Raw genomic sequence first — 21592 nt, 5'->3', positions numbered from 1 at the left:
GGCCCGGTCAGTGCAGGGTCAGGCCGAACGCCTGCAACGCCGGGACGACCGGCTGGAGGTAGGAGGTGCCGCCGGACGCGCAGGAGCCGCTGCCGCCGATGACGATGCCGATCGCGGTCCTGCCGGAGACGGCGGGGCGGCCCACCGCGCCGGGCTCGGCGCAGGCGGCGGTCTGGACGAGCCCGGAGACCGTGCCCTCGGGGTAGCTCACGCTCACGTTCAGGGCGCGGACCGGCCCGCAGTGGACGGCCGACGTGGAACCGGGCAGGCACACCGTCTGCCCCACGGCGGGCTGCGCCGCGCCGGTGACGTCCAAGTGGCTGCCGCCGATGTCGATCTCGCCGGGGTAGGAGACGGCCGGGTTGGTGTAGCGGATCACGGCGTAGTCGGTGCCGGGGAAGCGCACCGCCTCGGTCACGCCGACGTGGACGGTACGGGCCGCGTCGGCGTACCAGTCCTTGGCGCCGCCCACACAGCGGCCCGCCATGAGCGCGTAGTACGTGCCCGCCTTGGTGGCGTTGAAGCCGACCGTGCAGCGGCCCGCCGCGCTGTACAGGACGTTGCCGCCGCGGATCGCGGTGGCGGCCGTACGGGAGGGAGCGCCCTTGGGAGCGGCGGCGGCCGGTGGCGCGGTGGCCGGGGCGGTGAGCGCGGCGGTGGCCACTACGGCCAGAAAGCGGCGTACCGCGATGGGTCTCGGTCTCACGTGAGCCTCCTACGGGAGAGGGGTCAGCCCTTCACCGCGCCGCCCAGCGCGAACCCGCCGCCCAGCCGGCGCGAGATCAGCACGTACAGCAGGACGACCGGCGTCGAGTACAGGATCGAGAAGGCCGCGAGCTGGCCGAAGGCGATGGCGCCGTAGTTGCCGAAGAAGGTGAATATGCTGACGGAGGCGGGCAGTTGGTCGGGGGACAGGAGCAGCAGGAACGGGACGAAGAAGTTGCCCCACATGATGGCGAAGGTGTAGATCGTCACGACCGTGACGCCCGGCCCCATCAGCGGCAGGATCACCCGCCACAGCGCCTGGAACCACGAGGCGCCGTCGGTCCAGGCGGCCTCCTCCAGCACCCGGGGGATGCCGTCCATGAAGTTCTTCATCAGCCAGATGGCGAAGGGGAGTTGGGCGGTGGCGAGGAAGAGCGCGGTGCCGTAGAGCGTGTCGATCAGGTTGACCCGGACGAACAGCGCGTACACCGGGACCATGATCGCGGTGATCGGCAGACAGGTGGAGAACAGGATGGTGAGCAGGTACGGGCGGCTGAACCGGGAGCGGTAGCGGGAGAGCGGATAGGCCGCCAGGGCCGCGCAGGCCACCGTCAGGGCGGTGGCGCTGCCGCACAGCAGCAGGCTGTTGAGCATCGGCGTGAAGGTGATCTCGTCCGTCAGTACCGCCGAGAAGTTGTCCAGCGACGGCGAGCCCGGCACCTTCACCCGCAGGGTCGCCTCCGTGTCGAACGAGGAGAGCACCAGCCAGGCGAGCGGCACCGCGAACGCGGCGGTGACGGCGAGCAGCGCCGCGTCGGCCGCGAGGCGGTGCCGGGCCCGCCGGGTCAGCAGGGGCCGGACGGCCGGTGCGGGCACCGCGTCACACCTCCTCGCGCAGCAGGCGCAGATAGACGACGGAGAACAGGGCGCCCACCACGAGCAGCAGCAGGGCGACCGCGGTGCCGTACCCGATCAGCGACTTCAGGAACGCCTGGTCGTACATGAACACCGGCAGCGTCTGGCTCCGGCTGCCGGGGCCGCCGCGCGTCATGGCCCAGATCAGCCCGAAGACGGACAGCGTCTGGAGGGTGTTGAGCATCAGGTTCGTCCCGATGGAGCGGCGGATCATGGGCAGCGTGATGTGCCACAGCCGCTGCCGGCCGCTCGCGCCGTCCACCTCGGCGGACTCGGTGACCTCCTGGGGGATCTCGGCGAGGGCGGCCGAGTAGATCAGCATCGAGAAGGCGGTGCCGCGCCAGACGTTGGCGAACGACACGGCCAGGATGGGCAGGGTGAACAGCCAGTTCTGCGACGGCAGATGGAGCTGGTCCAGGATCGCGTTGAGCGTGCCGCGGCGCTCGAAGAACGTGTACAGCAGAAAGCCCGCGACGATCTCCGGCAGCACCCAGGCGGTGAGGACCACCGCGCCGGTGAGGGTGCGTACGGGCCGGGAGGCGCGCCGCATCAGCGCGGCGAGCGCCAGGCCCAGCGTGTTCTGTCCCAGGATCGACGAGACCAGGGTGAAGACCAGCGTCAGGACCACGGCGTTCAGGAACGCCGGATCGCCGAACGCGCGCCGGAAGTTGGCCAGCCCCACGAAGGACGTGGACTCCTGCCCGGTCAGCTGCATGTCGGTGAACGCGATGTAGACGCAGTAGCCGATCGGCCCGGCGAGGAAGAGCAGCAGCAGGATCGTCGCGGGCGCGAGCGGCGACCAGCGCAGCAGGGCCCGTGCCCGGCGGCGGGGCCGGGCGACGCTGCCCGCCGTACCGTACGCGCCCGTGGCGGCGGCGCGGCTCATGGCTTGGCGACCGTCCGGCCGTCCACGATGGATTTCAGCTGCTCGTCGTAGGCGTCGGCGGCCTGCTTCGGCGACGCGTCACCGGAGGTGACCGCCTCCATGGCCTCGCCGATCGCCGCCGAGACCTTGGGGTAGACGGGCAGCGCGGGCCGGAACTGGCTGATCTTCACCAGGCCGGTGAAGAAGCCGATGCCCGGCAGCGACTTCAGGTACGCGGGATCGGCGGCCACGTCCTTGCGTACCGCGATCTGCGCGCCGCGCACGCACCATTCCACCGCGTTGTGCTTGGTCTGGAACGTCTCGATCAGCTTCCAGGCGAGGTCCGGGCGCTGCGACTGGCGCGGCACCGACCAGGTCCAGCCGCCTGCCAGGCTCACCTTCCCCGGCGCCGCGCCGTGCTGGGTGGGAAACGCCGCCCGGCCCAGCACCGTCGGCCACTCGGGCCACGGCTTCCCGCCGCCTTTGGGCTGCCACTGCTGGCCCAGCCACGAGCCGTCCAGGTCGATCGCCAGCTTCTCCTCCGGCATCAGCTCGGTGGCGACATTGGTCTGGATGTTGGGGCTGAGCGCGTCGGACACGTCGGGGCCCAGCTTCTCGCCGTACACGGTGTGCAGGAATTCCAGGCTGTCCCGGAAGCCCTTGGTCCCGGTGACCCACTTCTTCGTCGCCGGATCGTAGAGCTGGTCCTTGCCCGTGCCGTACAGCAGCATCTCGAAGCCCTGCATCACGGCGGCCTCGCCCGCGCCCTTGCCGGTGTAGACGTTCAGCGGGATGACACCGGGCACCTTGCGCTTGACGGTGCGGGCCGCGGCCAGCACCTCGTCCCAGGTTTTCGGCTGCCAGTCCTGCGGCAGCCCCGCCTTCTTGAAGATCTTCTTGTTGAACCACAGGCCGCGGGTGTCCGTGCCGTCCGGCACGCCGTACGTCCTGCCGTCCTGACCCCGGGCGGCGGCCTTCGCGGCCGGTTCGAACTGCTTCCAGTCCGCCCACTTCCCGAGGTACGGGTCCAGCGGGCGCAGCAGCCCGGCCGCGATATCGGAGTTGATCAGGAAGGTGTCCTCGTAGACCAGGTCGGGCGCGGTCTTCGGGGAGCGCATCATCTGCTGGATCTTGGCGTAGTAGTCGTTCTCCGACGCCTGGATCGGGATCAGCTTGACCTTCTTGCCGGGGTTCGCCTTCTCGAACGCGCGGGCCACCAGTTCGACGTAGTCGTCCCGGACCGTGACCTTGTTGTTGGTGTCCTTGGGGAAGGCGACCTTGAGCGTGTTCTTGTCGCCTCCCGAGCCTCCGCCGCAGGCGGTGAGCGTGCCGGCGGCCAGCACGGCGGCGGTGAGCAGAGCCATCGGAGCGATGCGGCGCACGGCATGACCTCCACATGGGCACGGCGTTGCTGCCCGGTGACCGTAAGTCAGGGATAAAAGCGGGGTCAATGCCCCGACCAGCGGTAGCGCAATTCGGGGCGCCCCACCTGCCCGTACTGCGGGGCACGCGCCGCGCGGCCCGTCTCGACGAGATGTTCGAGATAACGGCGGGCCGTGATACGGGAGATGCCGATGGCGTCGGCCGCCGCGGCGGCGCTGAGGCCGCCGGGGGCGGCGCGCAGCGCGTCGGTCACCACGCGCAGGGTCGCCGCGGTCAGCCCCTTGGGCAGTGCGGCGGGCTGGGGCGAGCGCAGCGCCGCGATGGCCCGGTCCACCTCGTCCTGGCCGCTCGCCTCCCCGGCCGCGGCGCGGAAGGCCGCGTACCGCAGCAGCCGGTCGCGCAGCGTGGCGAACGTGAACGGCTTGAGCACGTACTGCACGACACCGAGCGAGACACCCTCCCGTACGACGGCCAGGTCCCGCGCCGAGGTGACGGCGATGACGTCGGCGGCGTGTCCGGCGGCGCGCAACGACCGTACGAACGCCAGGCCGTGGCCGTCCGGCAGGTAGAGGTCCAGCAGGAGCAGGTCGACGGCGTGCTGGTCGAGGTGCCGGCGGGCACCGGCGACGGAACGCACGGTCCCGGACACGGCGAAGCCGGGCACCCGGCCCACGTAGAGGGCGTGGGCGTCGGCCGCGACGGGGTCGTCCTCGACGACGAGCACGCGCAGGGGTTCGGCGCGGGAGTCGTTCACCGCCCGGCACCCGCTTCGGTGCCGACCGTGGCGTCCGCTCCGTCCCGCAGCGGCAGCCGCACCGTGAACTCGGCGCCGCCCTCCGGGGACGCGCCCGCCTCGACGGTCCCGCCGTGCCGGCGCACGGCCTGCCGTACGAGCGCCAGCCCGAGCCCCCGGCCCCCGCCCTCCTTCGTGCTCCACCCCCACCGGAACACGTCCTCGGCGTCCTCGACGCCCCGGAACCCGTCCCCGCCGTCCGCCACCCGCAGCAGCAGTTCCCCGCCGTCGGCCAGCGCCGTGACCCGCACACGGGTGCCTTCCGGTGCCGCCTCGATCGCGTTGTCCAGGAGGTTGCCGAGGACCGTGACCAGGTCGCGCGGCGGCAGGGCGGCGGGCAGGACACCGTCGTCGATACGGCTGTCCGGGGTGAGGACCAGCTCGACGCCGTGCTCGTTGGCCTGGGCCGCCTTGCCCAGGAGGAGCGCGGCCAGGACGGGTTCGGCGACCGCGCCGACGACCTGGTCGGTGAGCGCCTGGGCAAGTTCCAGTTCGGCGGTGGCGAACTCCACGGCCTGTTCCGTACGGCCCAGTTCGACCAGGGAGACGACGGTGTGCAGCCGGTTGGCGGCCTCGTGCGCCTGGGAGCGCAGCGCGCGGGTGACACCGCGTACGGAGTCCAGCTCGCCGGAGAGCGCCTGGAGCTCCGTGTGGTCGCGCAGGGTGACGACGGTGCCGCGCCGCTCGCCGCCGGAGACCGGCGAGGTGTTGACGACCAGGACCCGGTCGTGGGTGAGGTGGAGTTCGTCGGTGTGCGGGGCGGGGGAGAGCAGGGTGGCGGTGAGGCCGTCCGGCAGGCCCAGCCCGTCGACCGGCCGGCCGACCGGCTCTCCGCGCAGCCCGAGCAGTTCGCGCGCCGCGTCGTTGATGAGCGCCACCCGCCGCTGCCCGTCCAGCATCAGCAGCCCCTCGCGCACCGCGTGCAGCGCCGCCTCGTGGTAGTCGTGCAGGCGGCTCAGCTCGGCGGCGTTCATCCCGTGGGTGTGCCGCCGCAGCCGCGTGTTGACGAGGTACGTACCGAGGCCGCCCAGCGCCAGGGCCCCGGCCGCCACGGCGGCCAGCGTCATGACCTCCCGCCGCAGCCCGTCACTGATCGTCTCGACGGTGATGCCGCAACTGACCAGGGCGACGATCCGCCCGCCGTGCTCCTGGTCGCGTACCGGCGTGATGACCCGCACGGACCGCCCGAGCCGGCCGAGGTGGGTCTCGGTGAAGGTCTGCCCGGCCAGCGCCTGCGTCCGCCGGCCGAGGTAGGTACGGCCGATGGCGGACGGCTCGGGATGCGTCCACCGCTTTCCTGCCGTGTCCATGACCACAATGAAGTCGACCCCGGCGTCCCGCCGCAGCCGCTCGGTGTACGGCTGGAGCTGAGCCGTCGGGTCCGCCGAGCGCACCGCCCGCGCCACCGCCGGCGCGTCGGCGACCGCGGTGGCCACCGCCGTCGTCTGCCGCCGCGCCATCTCCTGCGCCTGCCGCCCGGCACCCGCGTACGCGAAGACCAGACACCCCGCCACCACCACGCCGACCAGCACCGCCTGCACGGCGAACAGCTGCCCGGCCAGGCTGCGCGGCCACCGGACGCGCGGACGGGGCAGGCCGGACGCACCGCGCGCGGCACGCGGCGGATCCCCACGGCGGGAACTTCGCATGCGCGCCAGTGTGCCCGCTCCTTTATGCGTGAACGAAATGCACGTAAGGGTGACGGGCGCCACAACGGCGTGCATAGTCACCGGGACTGTTCTGCGTACGGGCCGCGTACCGGCACGACACGGGCCACGTACGGGTTGCAGAGCCGCAGACCGGCGCAGGACCGAAGATTCGAGGAGTCAGCCGTGGCCGCACAGAGCCCACCGTCCGGGGGGACGCCCGAGGAGACCGCACCGCGACAGAAGCGGGACCGGACGCACTACCTCTACATCGCCGTGATCGTCGCGGTGCTCGCCGGCATCGCCGTGGGCTTCGCGGCCCCCGGTTTCGCCGTCGGGCTCAAGCCGCTGGGCACCGGCTTCGTCAACCTCATCAAGATGATGATCTCGCCGGTGATCTTCTGCACGATCGTGCTGGGCGTCGGCTCGGTCCGCAAGGCCGCCAAGGTCGGCGCGGTCGGCGGCCTGGCGCTGGGCTACTTCATGATCATGTCGACGGTCGCGCTGGCCATCGGCCTGGTGGTGGGCAACATCCTGGAGCCCGGCTCCGGCCTCCATCTGACCGAATCGCTGCGGCACGCCGGACAGGCCCAGACCAAGGGCGGCGCCGAGTCCACCACGGACTTCCTGCTGGGCATCATCCCGGAGACGCTGGTCTCGGCGCTCACCCACGGCGAGGTGCTCCAGACGCTGCTGGTGGCGCTGCTCGTCGGCTTCGGCCTCCAGGCGATGGGCTCCTCCAGCGAACCCGTGCTGCGCGGCATCGGGCACCTTCAGCGCCTGGTCTTCCGCGTCCTGTCGATGATCATGTGGGCCGCGCCGGTGGGCGCGTTCGGCGCGATGGCCGCGGTGGTCGGCGCGACCGGCGTGGACGCGCTGAAGTCGCTCGCCGTCATCATGGTCGGCTTCTACGTGACCTGCCTGCTGTTCGTGATCGTCGTCCTCGGTACGTTGCTGCGCCTGATCGCCGGGGTGAACATCTTCGCCCTGCTGAAGTACCTGGGCCGGGAGTTCCTGCTGATCCTGTCCACCTCCTCCTCGGAGTCCGCGCTGCCGCGGCTGATCGCGAAGATGGAGCACCTGGGCGTCAGCAAGCCGGTCGTCGGCATCACCGTGCCGACCGGCTACAGCTTCAACCTCGACGGCACCGCCATCTACCTGACGATGTCCTCGCTGTTCATCGCGGAGGCGATGGGCAGCCCGCTGTCGATCGGCCAGCAGGTCTCGCTGCTCGTCTTCATGATCATCGCGTCCAAGGGCGCGGCGGGCGTCACCGGAGCCGGCCTCGCGACCCTGGCCGGCGGCCTCCAGTCGCACCGCCCCGAACTGGTCGACGGCGTCGGCCTGATCGTCGGCATCGACCGCTTCATGAGCGAGGCCCGCGCCCTGACCAACTTCGCGGGCAACGCGGTCGCCACGGTCCTGGTCGGCACCTGGACCAAGGAGATCGACAGGTCCCGGGTGGACGAGGTGCTCGCCGGGCGGCTGCCGTTCGACGAGCGGACGCTGAGCGCGGACGGGCATGGGGCGCAGGAGCCGGGGGCCGAGGTGGCCAAGGAGCCGGCGAAGGTCTGAGACCCGGAACCGGGGCCTCGGCGGGTGTGCGCCCGCCGGGGCCCTTTCGCGTGCCCGGTCGCCCGTGCGTCAGCCCGTCGCGGCCGATGACGCGGGTGCGTCCGGCGTCCTCGTCTCCTCCGCCACCCGTACCGCCTCCGCCGCCCGCTCGCCCGGCACCCCCGACGCCGCCAGCACCGTCTCCGCTGCCGCGTGGCCGGCGGCCTCGGCGTTCAGGTCGCCGTCGTTCACCGCCTGCATCAGGCCGAACAGCATGTGTTCGTGGACGTGGGCCAGCGCGCTCGGCGTGAGCGGGGAGTGGAACAGGCCCGCTTCCAGGCCGCGCTCCAGGATGGTGGTCGCCCGGCGGCGTACGGGCTCCAGGCGGGCCCGGATGCCCGCGTCGGTGACGCTGCACTGGGCGAGCGAGACCAGCAGCCGGTAGCGGTCGGCGCACTCCCACGCGGCGAGGGTGGCCCGCGCCAGCGCCACGTCGGCGGGTTCGGACGGGTCGGCCGTGTGGTCGGCGAAGGCGGTCGTCACATCGTCCACGGCGGCGTCCGTCAGCGCGGTGATCAGCGCCTCCCGGCTGGGGAAGTGCCCGTAGACGGTGCGCCGCACCACGCCCGCGGCCCGCGCGATCTGGTCCATGGTCGCGTCGGGGTGCCGCAGCAGTTCGGCCAGCGCGATGTCCATGATCCGGCGGCGGTTGGCGTGGGCCCGGCTGGTCGGTGCGGTCATGGCGCGGCGGCTCCTCGGTCGGCGGACGCGTACGGACACGGTCCCGCTCTCCCCTCATTTTGCACATCGTTGTGCAGCGACGTAAATTGCACATCGTTGTGTAATTGCTCATGCGTGTGCAAGATCGCGCGCACTCCGGGCATGCCGTCGAGAGTGTGGGGAGAGACAGGGTGAATCGGGTGGCTCCTGCCAAGACCCGGCCGGTCCAGGACACGGACCGGCCCTATACGAAGCGCTGGTGGGCCCTGGGCGTGCTGTGCCTGAGCCTGCTGATCATCGTGATGGCGAACACCTCGCTCACCGTCGCGGCCCCCGACATGACCGCCGACCTGGGCCTGAGCAGCTCCGACCTGCAGTGGGTGATCGACGCCTACACCGTCCCGTACGCCGCGCTGATGCTGATGCTCGGCGCGGTCGGCGACAAGTACAGCCGCCGCGGGGCGCTGCTCCTCGGCCTGCTGGTGTTCGCGGGCGGCTCGGTCGCGGGCGCCCTGGTGGACAGTTCCGGCGGCGTCATCGCGGCGCGCGCCGTGATGGGCGTGGGCGCGGCCATGATCATGCCGGCGACGCTGTCGCTGCTGGCCGCCACCTTCCCGCGCGGCGAACGCGCGCTGGCCATCACCATCTGGACCGCGACCGCCGGGCTCGCCATCGCCGTCGGCCCGCTTGTCGCCGGCGCCCTCCTGGAGGACCACGGCTGGGCCTCGTCCTTCCTGATCAACGTGCCGGTCGCGGCGCTCGGCATCATCGGCGCGCTGCTGGTCGTCCCGCCGTCCAAGGCGGGCCACAGCGACCGCCTCGACTACGTCGGCGGCCTGCTGTCCGTCGTCTGGGTCGGCTCGCTGATCTACATGCTCATCCAGGGCCCGCACTTCGGCTGGGACGCCCGCGCCATCGGCGCCGCGGTGGCCGCAGGCGTCGGCCTGGTCCTGTTCGTCGTCTGGGAGCTGCGCCACCCGCGCCCCGTCCTGGACGTACGCCGCTTCGCCCACCGCGGCTTCGCCGGTGCGAACCTCGCCGTGGCCCTCTTCTTCCTCGCGGTCTTCGGCGCGTTCTACTACCTCACCCAGCACCTCCAGTTCGTCCTGGGCTACTCCCCGCTGGACACCGGCATACGGATGCTGCCGCTGGCCGGCGCGGTCTTTGTGGGCGCCGCGCTGACCGGGTTCCTGACGCCGCGCCTCGGCATGAAGGTCACCGTCACCACCGGCATGGTCGGCGGCACGGTCGCCCTCGCCCTGCTCACCCGCGTGGACGCCGGTTCCTCGTACGGCGACTTCCTCGCCCCGCTGATCGTCCTGGGCCTGGCCATCGGCCTGTCCCTGTCGCCGTGCACCGACGCCATCATGGGCGCCTTCCCCGAGGACCAGCTCGGCGTCGGCGGCGCGGTCAACGACACCTCCATCGAACTGGGCGGCTCGCTCGGCATCGCCATCCTCGGCTCCGTCCTGGCGAGCACCTACTCCTCCAAGCTGTCCGACGCCGCGGCCTCGGCCGCTGCACACGGCGGCCCGAAGCTGCCCGGCAACGCCCTGTCCACCGCCCAGGACTCGGTGGGCGCCGGCCTCGCGGTGGCCAAGGAGGTCGGCAAGCAGGTCGCGAGCGGCGCCGCCCCCAAGGTCGGCCCGGAGAAGGCGCAGGCCCTCGGCCTCCAGCAGGCCCAGGCGGTCGCGGACGCGGTACGCGGGGCGTTCTCCGACGCGGTGGCACACACCAGCCTGATCGGCGCGGTGGTGCTTGGCGTGGGGACGGTGCTGGTCGCCGTACTGCTGCCGCGCCGCCGCCGTACGCAGCAGGCGGACGCGGCCCGGGGAGCCGGCCAGGAAGCCGCCCGCGAACCGGTCACGGTGGGCAGCGGCGGCGCGTCCTCGCGCGACTGAGGCACTGAGAACGCACCCGACGAACCCCGGCGGCCGGTGCCGCCGGGGTTCCTGACGCGGTCAGCCCTGGGCCTGGTGGATCTTCCAGTCGGCGACGTCGGAGCTGCGGTTGTAGTAGGCGTTGGTGCACAGGTCGTACTTCGCGTCCGTGAGGGCGCTCGTGTTGTTGGTCTCCAGGAAGCCTCCGTTGTCCCCGTAGAGGTTCCAGAGGTGGACCACGTCACCGATCCGGACATTCTGGTCCGCGGGGCTGGAAGTCCGCGCGAAGATCCGCCAGCGCCCGGTGCCCTGGGCGCGGTCCCTGGTCTGGGATGTGGACACGTCGTACTTGGCGCCGGCGTTCTTCTGCTCGTTCGTGGCGTGACCGTTGGTGTCCAGGTAGCCGCCGTCGCCGCCGTAGAGGTTGCGCAGGTAGATCACATCGCCGCTGACCACGGGCTGGCCGGCGGCCTTGCCGGTGGCGGAGAGCACCTCCCACGTGCCGGTGCCCTTGCCCCGCGTGGGCGTGTCGGCGGTCGCGACCTGGTACTTGCCTCCCGAGGCGCTGCTGTGGCTGTTGGTGTCCAGGTAACCGCCCTGCCAGCCGTTGTAGCCGTTCTGCAGGTGGATCTGCGCCCCGTACCTGAGCTCGTTCGCCATCGGACTCCTCTGCTCGATGACCGCGAGGGCGGATCGCGGCCCGGCAGGGGCGGGGAGCCGCACTCGATGAGGTGCCGCTCATCCTGGCGCCGGGGAGGGCTGCACGGGACCAAGTACGCAAGCTTGTCCAAATGACGTCCGTACCGGTTCCGGCCATGCGGTGCCGACGGCCATCGCCGCTCCGTGTGCACGGGCATGGCGCCGCCACCGGTCCATTGTCAGTGGCAGATGCCACGATGCAATCGGCCCGGTGGTGGTGCGGGCGCGTTGGGGTGGGGACTACTGAGGGGCGAAGGCTGATGGGGACGTGGGACATGGGGCCGTTCGGTAATGACGGGGCGGCGGATCTGCTGGATGACCTGGGCGCCATGCCGGTGGAGCGGCGGCTCGGCGCGATACGGGGTGTGCTGTCGACGGCCGCCGCCGAGCGGGATTATCTGGAGGCCCCGGAAGGTCAGATGGCCGTGGCCGCCGCGGCCCTGATAGCCGCCGCCCGCGCGGGCAGTGCGTTCCCGGCCGATCCCGTGTACGCCCCGGATCTGACGGTCCCCGAGCCGCCGCGCCGGCTCGCCGTGCTCGCGGTGCACGCCCTGGACCGGGTGCTGGCACCGGACTCCGAGCTGGCCGAGCTGTGGGACGAGTCGGACGGCGGCCAGGAGTGGCTGGCCCACCTGGCCCGGCTGCGCGCCGAGCTGACCGGGGATACGGAGCCGGCCGGGGGCACGGACTGACCCGCGCCCGTACGCGCCCACGCCGCGCCCGGCCTGCCGTGCGTCCCGCCGGTCCCGCGCCTACGGTTGATCGCGGAGCGGCATCCGTACCGTCGGCCGAGGAGGAACCGTGGAGTACCGCACGCTCGGACGCTCGGGCCTGAAGGTGTCCCGGCTCGTGCTCGGCACCCTCAACGTGGGCGCGCGGGAGCAGTTCGCGCAGATCGGCGGGCTCGGTGCGGACGAGGCCCGGCGGCTGTTCGACATCGCGCTGGACGCCGGTGTGAACATGATCGACACCGCGAACATGTACTCCTTCGGACAGGCCGAGGAGATCACCGGCGAGGCGCTGCGCGGCCGCCGGGACGACGTGCTGCTCGCCTCGAAGGTCCGGATGCAGGTGGGCGAGGGCCCCAACGAGGGCGGCGCGTCCGCGTACAGCGTCCTGCGGGAGGTGGAGCGCAGCCTGCGCCGCCTCCAGACCGATCACCTGGACCTGCTCTATCTGCACCAGTGGGACGGCCAGACGCCCGTCGAGGAGACCCTGACCGCGCTGGACCGGCTGGTCGCCGACGGCAAGGTCCGCTATGTCGGCCTCTCGAACTTCAACGGCTGGCAGATCATGAAGACGCTGTACACGGCGCGGCTGCACGGCCTGACCGCGCCGGTGGCCCAGCAGGTCTACTACACGCCCGAGGCCCGCGAGGCGGAGTACGAGATCCTCCCGGCCGCCCTGGACCAGGGCCTGGGTACCCTGGTCTGGAGCCCGCTGGGGGAGGGGCTGCTCAGCGGCAAGGTGCGGCGCGGGCAGCCGGTGCCGTCCACCACCCGGCAGGGCACCGACTGGCCCGAGCCGCATGTGGTCGACAAGGAGCGGGCGTACGACATCATCGAGTGCCTGGCCAAGATCGCCGAGGCGCACGGCACGTCCGTACCCCGGGTGGTGCTGGCCTGGCTGCTCGGCCGGCCCGGCGTCACCGGCCTGGTGATCGGCGCCCGTACCGAGGAGCAGCTGCGCGACGACCTCGCCGCCACCGAGCTGCGGCTGACCGAGGACGAGACCGCCCGCCTCACCGAACTCTCCCAGCTGCCCGCCTACTACCCGTACTGGCACCGCGTCCTGAACGCGTCCGACCGCCCGGACCCGGCCGAGGCGCCCTTCCTGGACGGCTGGAAGCGGGCCATGGGCGGCTGACCGGGGCGGGGCGGAAGCCCGCCCCGCCCGTCCCGCTCACACCGGCCGCATCCACACCGTCGCCAGCGGCGGCAGCACCGGCGTGATCGACGCCGGCCGACCGTTCCACGGCACGGTCGCGTCGGGCACCAGCGGCTCCGGGTTGGCGACCCCGCTCCCGCCGTACCGGACGTCGTCGGTATTCAGCACCTCCCGCCAGGCCGCCACCTCCTCCGGCACCCCGATCGGGTACGCGTGCCGCACCACGGGTGAGAAGTTGGAGACCGCCAGCAGCGGCGTGCCGTCGGTGCCGTAGCGCAGGAAGGAGAAGACGTTGTCCTCGCTGGCGCCGCCGTCGATCCAGGAGAAGCCCTCCGGCACGGTGTCCTGCTCCCACAGCGCGGGGGTGTTTGCGTACCGGTGGTTCAGGTCGCGGACCAGGTCCCGTACGCCCCGGTGGTCCGGCTCGGCGGAGTACGACGGGTCCAGCAGCCACCAGTCGGGGCCGTGGCCCTCCGCCCACTCGGCGCCCTGCGCGAACTCCTGCCCCATGAAGAGCAGCTGTTTGCCCGGGTGCGCCCACATGTAGCCCAGGTACGCCCGGTGCGTGGCCCGCTGCTGCCACCAGTCGCCGGGCATCTTGGAGACCAGCGACCGCTTGCCGTGCACCACCTCGTCGTGGGAGATCGGCAGCACATAGTTCTCGGAGTACGCGTACACCATCGAGAACGTCATCTCGTTGTGGTGGTACTTGCGGTGCACGGGCTCCTTGCTCACATAGCCCAGCGAGTCGTGCATCCAGCCCATGTTCCACTTCAGCCCGAAGCCGAGCCCGCCGAAGCCGCCCGGCCCCACGTGGTGGGTGGCCCGGGTGACGCCGTCCCAGGCGGTGGACTCCTCGGCGACGGTGACCACGCCGGGGCAGCGCCGGTAGACGGTCGCGTTCATCTCCTGGAGGAAGGCCACCGCGTCCAGGTTCTCCCGCCCGCCGTGCGCGTTGGGCGTCCACTCGCCGCTCTCGCGGGAGTAGTCGAGGTAGAGCATGGAGGCCACGGCGTCCACCCGCAGGCCGTCGATGTGGAACTCCTCGCACCAGTACACCGCGTTGGCGACCAGGAAGTTGCGCACCTCGGCGCGCCCGTAGTCGAACTCCAGGGTCCCCCAGTCGGGGTGCGCGGCCCGCGCCGGGTCCTCGTGCTCGTACAGCGGCCGCCCGTCGAACTCCGCCAGCGCCCATTCGTCGCGCGGGAAGTGCGCCGGCACCCAGTCCATCAGGACGCCGATCCCGGCCCGGTGCAGCGCGTCGACCAGGTACTTGAAGTCGTCGGGGGTGCCCATCCGGGCGGTCGGCGCGTAGAACCCGGTGACCTGGTAGCCCCAGGAGCCGCCGAAGGGGTGCTCGGCGACGGGCATCAGTTCGACGTGGGTGAAGCCCAGGTCCTTGACGTAGGCGGGCAGCTGCTGCGCCAGCTGGCGGTACGTCAGCCCCGGACGCCAGGAGCCGAGGTGCACCTCGTAGACGGAGAACGGCGCCGCGTGCACCGGCCGCTCGGCGCGCCGCTCCATCCACGCCGCGTCCTGCCACCGGTGGTGCGAGGCGTGCACGACGGAGGCGTTGGCGGGCGGGCACTCCGTACGGCGCGCCATCGGGTCGGCGCGCAGCGTCCGCGTCCCGTCCGGCCGGGTGATCTCGAACTTGTACAGCTCGCCCTCGCCGATTCCCGGCAGGAACAGCTCCCAGACTCCGGACGACCCGAGCGAGCGCATCGGGAAGCCGGTGCCGTCCCAGTAGTTGAAGTTGCCGACGACGCGCACGCCGCGGGCGTTCGGCGCCCAGACGGTGAAGCGCGTCCCGGTCACCTCCTGGTGCACCATCGGCATCGCGCCCATCGCCTGCCACAGCTCCTCGTGGCGGCCCTCACCGAACAGGTGGAGGTCCAGTTCGCCGACGGCGGGCAGGAAGCGGTACGGGTCGTGCACGGTCACATCGTTGTCGTCGTAGGAGACCAGCAGCTCGTACTCGGGGATCGCGGCCAGCGGCAGGACCCCGCCGAACAGGCCGTCGCCCTCGTCGTGCAGGTCGGCGCGCAGCCCCTTGGCGAGCACGGTGACGGCCTTCGCGTACGGGCGCAGGACGCGGAAGAGCACCCCGCCGCGCAGGGGGTGGGCGCCGAGCAGCGCGTGCGGATCGTGGTGCGCGCCGGACAGCAGCCGGTCCCGGTCGCCGGGATCGAGCGGCGGTGCGGTCCGCACGCCCCGGCTCCCGCCGCTGGGCTCCGCGGCGGGCTCGGCGCTGCCGGGCCGGGTGTCCTCGAGCAGGGGCTCGCCGTGGTCCCGCTGGTGCGGCGGCCGCTCGGCGGACGGCGGGGTGCCGGTGGCGGCGGGGGCGGGCGCGGCGGTGGAGGAGGCGGCTCCGCCGGACCCGGCAGGGTCGTCACGCACCGGCAGGAAGGTCGCCGGAACACCGGACCGGGCGGCGGTTGCCTCCGGGGACTCGCCCCGGGCGGCCGGGCCCCGGGCGGGCGCGGTTTCTTGCGATGGGCGGCGGGACGACGAACGGGCGGTCACGAGAGGAGCCTCCTCGGCCAGATTCAGGTGTCGGGGTGTCTGGGGTATCTGCAGTGTCCGGGGTGCGGGGGTCTGGCGCACACCGGGGCGCACACCGGGTATGCCGGGCCGGCGGGCGGGGCCGACGGTGCCGCGCCTGCCGGTACTGGTGCTCCGTAGAGCTGCGGGTGGCCCGCTCCCGCCGTTTCATGCGCGTCCACCGGCGCCGTCCAGGTCCGGTCCCGGATCGCCGCCGCCGGGCCCCCGGGACGCCGGCGCCCCGGCGAGCCGCCGCACCGCGGCCATCGGTACGGGCAGCCAGTTCGGCCGGTGGCGGGCCTCGTACAGCACTTCGTACACGGCCTTGTCGGTCTCGTACGCGCGCATCAGCTCGGGCGCCGAGCGCGGATCGAGCCCGCCGGCCTCGGCGTACCCGAGGCAGTAGGCGGCCCGGGTGCGCCGCGCCCACTCCAGCGACCAGGGGTCGCCGCCGGAAGGGCCGCTGCGCGCCGCGTAGTCGAACGAGCGCAGCATGGCCGCCACGTCGCGCACCGCGGGCTGTGGGCGCCGCCGCTCGGCCAGCGGCCGGGACGGCTCGCCCTCGAAGTCGATCAGCGACCAGCGGCCCTCGTCGGCGGTCCGCAGCGTCTGGCCCAGGTGCAGGTCGCCGTGGATGCGCTGGGCGGGCCAGGCGCGCCCGTCGTGCCCGAGTGCCGCCAGGTCGTCGAAGGCGGTGCGCAGCCGGGCGGAGTACGGCCGCAGCGCGGGCACCACCCGCGCGGTGGCCACCAGCCGTTCGTTCATCTGCGCGGCGATGGCGTCGAGTTGGGGGCGGTACAGCTCGGTGGTGGGCAGCGTCTCGGCGAGCGCGGTGTGCACCTCGGCGGTGGCGTGCCCGAGCGCCCGCGCCGAGCTGGTGAAGTCGGCCTGTACGGCGAGGGCGTTGAGGGCCAGCTGCCAGCCGTCGGCCGAGCCGGCCAGGTACGGCTGGAGCACGCCCAGCGTCACCGGCTCGCCCTCGCCGGGCCCCGGGTCGGTCTCGAACCACGCGGCGGGCGCCGGGACCCGTGCGCACTTGGCGCGCGCCAGCGCCAGCGGCAGTTCCAGGTCCGGGTTGAGGCCGGGCGCGGTGCGCCGGAAGACCTTGAGGATGTACGCGTCGCCGTACACCACCGAGGAGTTGGACTGCTCGACGGCGACCGGGCGGGCGGGCATCCCCGAGGAGATGGTGCTGTCGGGCACCCGGCGGAACCGCAGCCCGCCGAGCCGCCCCGGCACCCGCAGCCGCTCCAGCAGGAGCGCGCACAGCCGCGCGTCGAGCAGGGCGTCGTAGACCGTACGGCCGTGCAGCGGGCCGCTCGCGGGGCGGCCGATCACGGCGGGGGCGAGCTGCGGCGGCAGCGCGCTGTGCACGCCCAGCAGGAGTTGGTAGCAGTCCGCGGTGGCCGCCGGCCCGCCGGACGGCCCCGCGGCCGCTTCGGCGGGGCCCTCCTTCGGCACCGGCTGCGGGGCCCCGGGGGGCGACGCCGACTGCTGGGCCCGTACGAGCAGGTGCAGCAGCCCCGGTGTGGCGCCACCCGCCGCGCACGGCAGCAGCTCGGTCGCCGACACCAGCTGGAACCCCGAGATCGGCCGCCCTTTGCCGGCGAACCAGCGCTGCCGCGGCAGCCATTCGGTCAGCAGGGGGGCGAGGGAGGTGAGCAGCGTGGGTGCGGTGATCGAGAGGCGGTCGTGCGGACTGCGGATGGCACGGGTCGAGGCGGTCTCCGACATGGCGTCGCGTCCTTTCCCCGGGCACACGACAGGTAGGGCAGAGTGTCCCGGAATGCGGCCTTGACTGTGCGGCGGTGCGGGACGTGTCGGGTGAGGATCGTCCGTACGGCAGCGGCGTCCGTGGGGATTACCCCTGACGCCGGGGTTTCGGCGACGTCTCACCCGGCCCGTGCGGTAGTAGGGAGACTGCCCGTGGGGGCGGCCGGAAAACAGTGCGCGGTGGTTTTCCGCCGCCCCGGCCGGACCCCCTAGACCGCCCCCCTCCGCAGCCGGAACCAATAGAAGCCGTGGCCGGCCAGGGTCAGCAGATAGGGCCATTCCCCGATGGGCGGGAAACGGACGCCGCCGATCAGCTCGACCGGGTGGCGGCCGTTGAATGTCCGCAGGTCCAGTTCGGTGGGCTGCGCGAATCGCGAGAAATTGTGCACGCACAGCACCAGGTCGTCCTGGTATTCGCGCAGGAAGGCCAGCACCGCGGGGTTGGACGAGGGGAGTTCGGTGTAGGTGCCGAGGCCGAAGGCCGGGTTCTGCTTCCGGATCTCGATCATGCGGCGGGTCCAGTGGAGCAGCGACGACGGCGAGGACATCGACGCCTCGACGTTGGTGACCTGATAGCCGTAGACCGGGTCCATGATGGTCGGCAGGAAGAGCCGGCCGGGGTCGCAGGAGGAGAAACCGGCGTTCCGGTCGGGCGTCCACTGCATCGGCGTGCGGACCGCGTCCCGGTCGCCGAGCCAGATGTTGTCGCCCATGCCGATCTCGTCGCCGTAATAGAGGATCGGCGAGCCGGGCAGCGACAGCAGCAGCGCGGTGAAGAGCTCGATCTGGTTGCGGTCGTTGTCCAGCAGCGGGGCCAGCCGGCGGCGGATGCCGATATTGGCCCGCATGCGCGGGTCCTTGGCATATTCCGCATACATATAGTCACGCTCTTCGTCCGTGACCATTTCCAGCGTCAGCTCGTCGTGGTTGCGCAGGAAGATGCCCCACTGGCAGTTGGCCGGAATCTCCGGGGTCTTCGCCAGGATTTCCGAGACCGGGTAGCGCGATTCCCGCCGGACCGCCATGAAGATGCGCGGCATGACCGGGAAATGGAACGCCATGTGGCATTCGTCCCCGCCCTTGGAGTAGTCGCCGAAATAGTCGACGACGTCCTCCGGCCACTGGTTGGCCTCGGCCAGCAGCACCGTGTCGGGGTAATGCGCGTCGATCTCCGCCCGTACGTGCTTGAGGAAGGCGTGCGAGGCAGGGAGGTTCTCGCAGTTGGTGCCCTCCTCGGCGTACAGGTACGGGACCGCGTCCAGCCGGAACCCGTCGATCCCCAGGTCCAGCCAGAAGCGCAGGGCGGAGAGCATCTCCTCCTGGACGGCCGGGTTCTCGTAGTTCAGGTCCGGCTGGTGGGAGAAGAAGCGGTGCCAGAAGTACTGCTTGCGCACCGGGTCGAAGGTCCAGTTCGACGCCTCGGTGTCGACGAAGATGATCCGCGCGTCCTGGTACTGCTTGTCGTCGTCGGCCCAGACGTAGTAATCGCCGTACGGCCCGTCCGGGTCGGTGCGGGACTCCTGGAACCACGGGTGCTGGTCGCTGGTGTGGTTCATGACGAAGTCGATGATCACCCGCATCCCGCGCTGGTGCGCGGCGTCCACGAACTCCACGAAGTCCGCCAGGTCGCCGAATTCCGGCAGGACGGCGGTGTAGTCGGAGACGTCGTAACCGCCGTCGCGCAGCGGCGACTTGAAGAACGGCGGCAGCCACAGGCAGTCCACGCCCAGCCACTGGAGATAGTCCAGTTTGGCCGTGATGCCCTTGAGGTCGCCGATGCCGTCACCGTTGCTGTCCTGGAAGGAGCGCACCAGGACCTCGTAGAAGACGGCCCGTTTGAACCAGTCGGGATCGCGGTCCTTGGCCGGGGTGTCCTCGAACTTGTCCGGGACGGGCTCGTTGACGATCAATTGGGTGACCCTCCGATCGGTGAGGACGGTCGCAGGGAGAACAGGTGCGCGGGAGCCGGCGAACGGCCCGGCTCCAGGCGCACATAGTTGTCCCTGCCCCAGTGGTAGGTCTCGCCGGTGAGCTCGTCGCGCACCGGGACGGAGTCGTGCCAATCGAGGCCGAGTTCCGGCATGTCCAACGACACCGTCGCCTCGTGGGTGTGGTGCGGGTCGAGGTTGACGACCGTGAGCACCGTGTCGGCCCCGGCGCCGCTCCCGGCCCGTTTGGAATAGGCGAGGACGGCGTCGTTGTCGACGGTGTGGAAATGGAGGTCGCGCAGCTGTTGGAGCGCCGGGTGGCGGCGTCGCAAGCGGTTCAGCGTGGTGATGAGAGGAGCGATCGTACGGCCCTGGCGCCCCGCTGTCTCCCAGTCCCGGGGCCTGAGTTGGTACTTCTCGGAATTCAGGTACTCTTCGCTGCCACTTCGTACCGGCGTCGACTCGCACAGCTCGAATCCGGCGTAGACGCCCCACGTCGGGGAGAGGGTCGCGGCCAGCACGGCGCGTACTTCGAACGCGGGCCGTCCGCCGTGCTGGAGATAGGCATGCAGGATGTCCGGCGTGTTGACGAAGAAATTCGGCCGCATGTACGAGGCGGTCTCGCGCGACAGCTCGGTGAGGTACTCGGTGAGTTCGTGCTTGGAGTTGCGCCAGGTGAAATAGGTGTACGACTGCTGGAAGCCGATCTGCGCCAGCGTGCGCATCATGGCGGGCCGGGTGAACGCCTCGGCCAGGAAGATGACGTCCGGATCGGTGCGGTTGATGTCCGCGATCACCTTCTCCCAGAAGAGGACCGGCTTGGTGTGCGGATTGTCGACACGGAAGATCCGCACCCCGCGCTCCATCCAGAAGCGCAGCAGCCGCTCGGTCTCCCGCACCAGCCCGCCCAGGTCCGCCTCGAATGCCAGCGGGTAGATGTCCTGGTACTTCTTCGGCGGGTTCTCGGCGTACGCGATCGAGCCGTCCGCGCGGTGGTGGAACCACTCGGGGTGCTCGGTGACCCAGGGGTGGTCCGGCGAGCACTGGAGCGCGAAGTCCAGCGCCACCTCCATGCGCAGGTCGCGCGCGGTGCGCACGAAGTGGTCGAAGTCCTCGAAGGTGCCGAGGTCCGGGTGGAGCGCGTCGTGCCCGCCCTCCGGGGAACCGATCGCCCAGGGTGAGCCGACGTCGTGCGGTCCGGCGGACAGCGCGTTATTGGGCCCCTTGCGGTAGGAGGTGCCGATCGGGTGCACGGGCGGCAGGTACACGACGTCGAAACCCATGGCGGCGACCGCGGGCAGCCGCTCGGCGGCCGTCCGGAACGTACCGCTGACCGGCGGCGCGCCCGCCCGCAGCACCGCGCCCTCCGACCGCGGGAACAGCTCGTACCACGATCCGAACAGCGCGCGCCGGCGCTCGACCAGCAGCGGCGCGGTGCGCGAGGCGGTGACCAGCTCGCGCAGCGGATGGCGGTTGAGCGCGGCGGTGACCTCGGGGGTGAGCGCGGCGGCGAGCCGGGTGGCGGCGGGCAGGTGGGTGTCGCGCAGCGCGTCCGCCGCGGCCAGCACCGCTTCCCTGCCGTCTCTTTTGGGCACCCCCTCCGCGGCGCGCTCGTGGAGTATCGCGCCCTCGGCGAGGACCAGTTCGGTGTCGATGCCGGCCGGGATCTTGATGCCGGCGTGGTGGCGCCAGGTGCCGACCGGGTCCGACCAGCCCTCGACGCCGTACGTCCACCGGCCCTCCACGTCCGGGGTGACCTCGGCACCCCAGCGGTCGGTGCCGGGGGCCAGTTCGCGCATCGGGGTCCAGGGCCCGGGGCGGCCCAGCGGATCGCGCAGCACCACGTTGGCGGCGACCGCGTCGTGGCCCTCGCGGAAGACGGTGGCCGAGATCTCGAAGACCTCGCCGACCACCGCTTTCGCCGGGCGGCGGCCGCAGTCGATCAGCGGGTGGAGGTCGAGCACGGGAATGCGGCCGATCATGGGCACACCTGACGGTTGGGATGTATTACCGGATTCTGTCCTTTCTATCGTTTTCGCGACAGTTGGACGGGCTGCGGGCATGGGCTCTCCTGTCCGCTTTCACTCGGCTGGCGGATGGGGGCGGTGCGGGGAAGCCATGGGGCGCGTACGCAAGACCGGTACGGCCAAAGCCTTCCCGTGGCGCGTGGTGGGGCAATCGGGCCGTCCGCGCACTACCGGCACGTAACCACGGAACGGAATATGACCCGGTCCCGTCCCGCGGCCGACGGATGCGCGGATGCCCGGCGTGCGCCCGGCTCCGCCCCGCGCGCGCCGGGG

The 21592-nt window shown here is 71.8% G+C and carries 16 protein-coding genes; 4 read left to right on the top strand and 12 right to left on the bottom strand.

Annotated elements, in window-relative coordinates:
* Positions 1-7: 7 nt before the first annotated feature.
* The 6 genes from CP984_RS41260 to CP984_RS12055 form a co-directional block, all read right to left on the bottom strand.
* On the bottom strand, positions 8-706 hold the full coding sequence (locus CP984_RS41260; RefSeq protein WP_003982211.1) for a S1 family peptidase: 699 nt from the start codon (positions 704-706) through the stop codon (positions 8-10).
* A 23-nt stretch (positions 707-729) separates the two neighbouring features.
* The gene (locus tag CP984_RS12075) at positions 730-1581 is read right to left on the bottom strand and encodes a carbohydrate ABC transporter permease (RefSeq protein WP_003982212.1); all 852 of its coding nucleotides are present in this window, start codon (positions 1579-1581) and stop codon (positions 730-732) included.
* A 4-nt stretch (positions 1582-1585) separates the two neighbouring features.
* Positions 1586-2506: a carbohydrate ABC transporter permease gene (locus CP984_RS12070; RefSeq protein WP_003982213.1), complete on the bottom strand. Its 921-nt coding sequence runs from the start codon at positions 2504-2506 to the stop codon at positions 1586-1588.
* Entirely contained in the window at positions 2503-3867 is a 1365-nt protein-coding gene (locus CP984_RS12065; RefSeq protein ID WP_003982214.1) for an extracellular solute-binding protein, read from the bottom strand. The genes CP984_RS12070 and CP984_RS12065 overlap by 4 nt, the downstream gene beginning before the upstream one ends.
* A 65-nt stretch (positions 3868-3932) precedes the next feature.
* Positions 3933-4622 carry a response regulator gene (locus CP984_RS12060; protein WP_003982215.1) on the bottom strand — a complete coding sequence of 230 codons (690 nt, stop codon included), beginning with the start codon at positions 4620-4622 and terminating at the stop codon, positions 3933-3935.
* Positions 4619-6310, bottom strand: a complete 1692-nt coding sequence (locus CP984_RS12055; protein ID WP_003982216.1) for a sensor histidine kinase — start codon at positions 6308-6310, stop codon at positions 4619-4621. Before CP984_RS12055 ends, CP984_RS12060 begins: the two co-directional genes overlap by 4 nt.
* Positions 6311-6493: 183 nt before the next feature.
* Here CP984_RS12055 and CP984_RS12050 point away from each other — a divergent pair, with 183 nt between their 5' ends.
* Entirely contained in the window at positions 6494-7882 is a 1389-nt protein-coding gene (locus tag CP984_RS12050) for a C4-dicarboxylate transporter DctA (RefSeq protein WP_003982217.1), read from the top strand.
* A 69-nt stretch (positions 7883-7951) separates the two neighbouring features.
* On the opposite strand, the gene CP984_RS12045 is transcribed toward CP984_RS12050, so the two are convergent.
* The gene (locus CP984_RS12045; protein WP_003982218.1) at positions 7952-8602 is read right to left on the bottom strand and encodes a TetR/AcrR family transcriptional regulator; all 651 of its coding nucleotides are present in this window, start codon (positions 8600-8602) and stop codon (positions 7952-7954) included.
* A gap of 179 nt (positions 8603-8781) precedes the next feature.
* Here CP984_RS12045 and CP984_RS12040 point away from each other — a divergent pair, with 179 nt between their 5' ends.
* A complete protein-coding gene (locus CP984_RS12040) occupies positions 8782-10482 on the top strand; it encodes an MFS transporter (RefSeq protein ID WP_003982219.1) in 1701 nt (566 codons plus the stop codon).
* Positions 10483-10542: 60 nt separating this feature from the next.
* Here the strand turns inward: CP984_RS12040 and CP984_RS12035 are convergent, their stop codons facing one another.
* Positions 10543-11121 carry a hypothetical protein gene (locus CP984_RS12035; protein ID WP_003982220.1) on the bottom strand — a complete coding sequence of 193 codons (579 nt, stop codon included), beginning with the start codon at positions 11119-11121 and terminating at the stop codon, positions 10543-10545.
* A gap of 299 nt (positions 11122-11420) precedes the next feature.
* On the opposite strand from CP984_RS12035, the gene CP984_RS12030 reads away from it, so the two are divergent.
* The gene (locus tag CP984_RS12030) at positions 11421-11852 is read left to right on the top strand and encodes a DUF4259 domain-containing protein (RefSeq protein ID WP_030178988.1); all 432 of its coding nucleotides are present in this window, start codon (positions 11421-11423) and stop codon (positions 11850-11852) included.
* A 109-nt stretch (positions 11853-11961) separates the two neighbouring features.
* Positions 11962-13026, top strand: coding sequence for an aldo/keto reductase (locus CP984_RS12025; RefSeq protein ID WP_003982222.1), 1065 nt, complete (start codon positions 11962-11964; stop codon positions 13024-13026).
* Positions 13027-13062: 36 nt separating this feature from the next.
* On the opposite strand, the gene glgB is transcribed toward CP984_RS12025, so the two are convergent.
* From glgB to CP984_RS12005, 4 genes are all read right to left on the bottom strand, one after another.
* Positions 13063-15258, bottom strand: coding sequence for a 1,4-alpha-glucan branching enzyme (glgB, locus tag CP984_RS12020; RefSeq protein ID WP_030178991.1), 2196 nt, complete (start codon positions 15256-15258; stop codon positions 13063-13065).
* Positions 15259-15759: 501 nt separating this feature from the next.
* Positions 15760-17325, bottom strand: a complete 1566-nt coding sequence (locus CP984_RS12015; protein WP_003982224.1) for a maltokinase N-terminal cap-like domain-containing protein — start codon at positions 17323-17325, stop codon at positions 15760-15762.
* Positions 17326-17573: 248 nt separating this feature from the next.
* A complete protein-coding gene (treS, locus tag CP984_RS12010) occupies positions 17574-19274 on the bottom strand; it encodes a maltose alpha-D-glucosyltransferase (protein ID WP_003982225.1) in 1701 nt (566 codons plus the stop codon).
* Entirely contained in the window at positions 19271-21274 is a 2004-nt protein-coding gene (locus CP984_RS12005; protein WP_003982226.1) for an alpha-1,4-glucan--maltose-1-phosphate maltosyltransferase, read from the bottom strand. Before CP984_RS12005 ends, treS begins: the two co-directional genes overlap by 4 nt.
* Positions 21275-21592: the final 318 nt, after the last annotated feature.

Source organism: Streptomyces rimosus (assembly GCF_008704655.1).
GTDB lineage: Bacteria > Actinomycetota > Actinomycetes > Streptomycetales > Streptomycetaceae > Streptomyces > Streptomyces rimosus.
The sequence above is the reverse complement of the archived record's forward strand: the minus strand, read 5'-3'. Positions and strand labels throughout refer to the sequence as shown.

Excerpts from the sequence above, each read along its gene's own strand:
- CP984_RS12070 (WP_003982213.1), bottom strand. The coding sequence starts at position 2,506 with ATGAGCCGCGCCGCCGCCACGGGCGCGTACGGTACGGCGGGCAGCGTC.
- CP984_RS12055 (WP_003982216.1), bottom strand. The coding sequence starts at position 6,310 with ATGCGAAGTTCCCGCCGTGGGGATCCGCCGCGTGCCGCGCGCGGTGCG.
- CP984_RS12045 (WP_003982218.1), bottom strand. The coding sequence starts at position 8,602 with ATGACCGCACCGACCAGCCGGGCCCACGCCAACCGCCGCCGGATCATG.
- CP984_RS12035 (WP_003982220.1), bottom strand. The coding sequence starts at position 11,121 with ATGGCGAACGAGCTCAGGTACGGGGCGCAGATCCACCTGCAGAACGGC.
- CP984_RS12030 (WP_030178988.1), top strand. The coding sequence starts at position 11,421 with ATGGGGACGTGGGACATGGGGCCGTTCGGTAATGACGGGGCGGCGGAT.
- CP984_RS12015 (WP_003982224.1), bottom strand. The coding sequence starts at position 17,325 with ATGTCGGAGACCGCCTCGACCCGTGCCATCCGCAGTCCGCACGACCGC.
- CP984_RS12005 (WP_003982226.1), bottom strand. The coding sequence starts at position 21,274 with ATGATCGGCCGCATTCCCGTGCTCGACCTCCACCCGCTGATCGACTGC.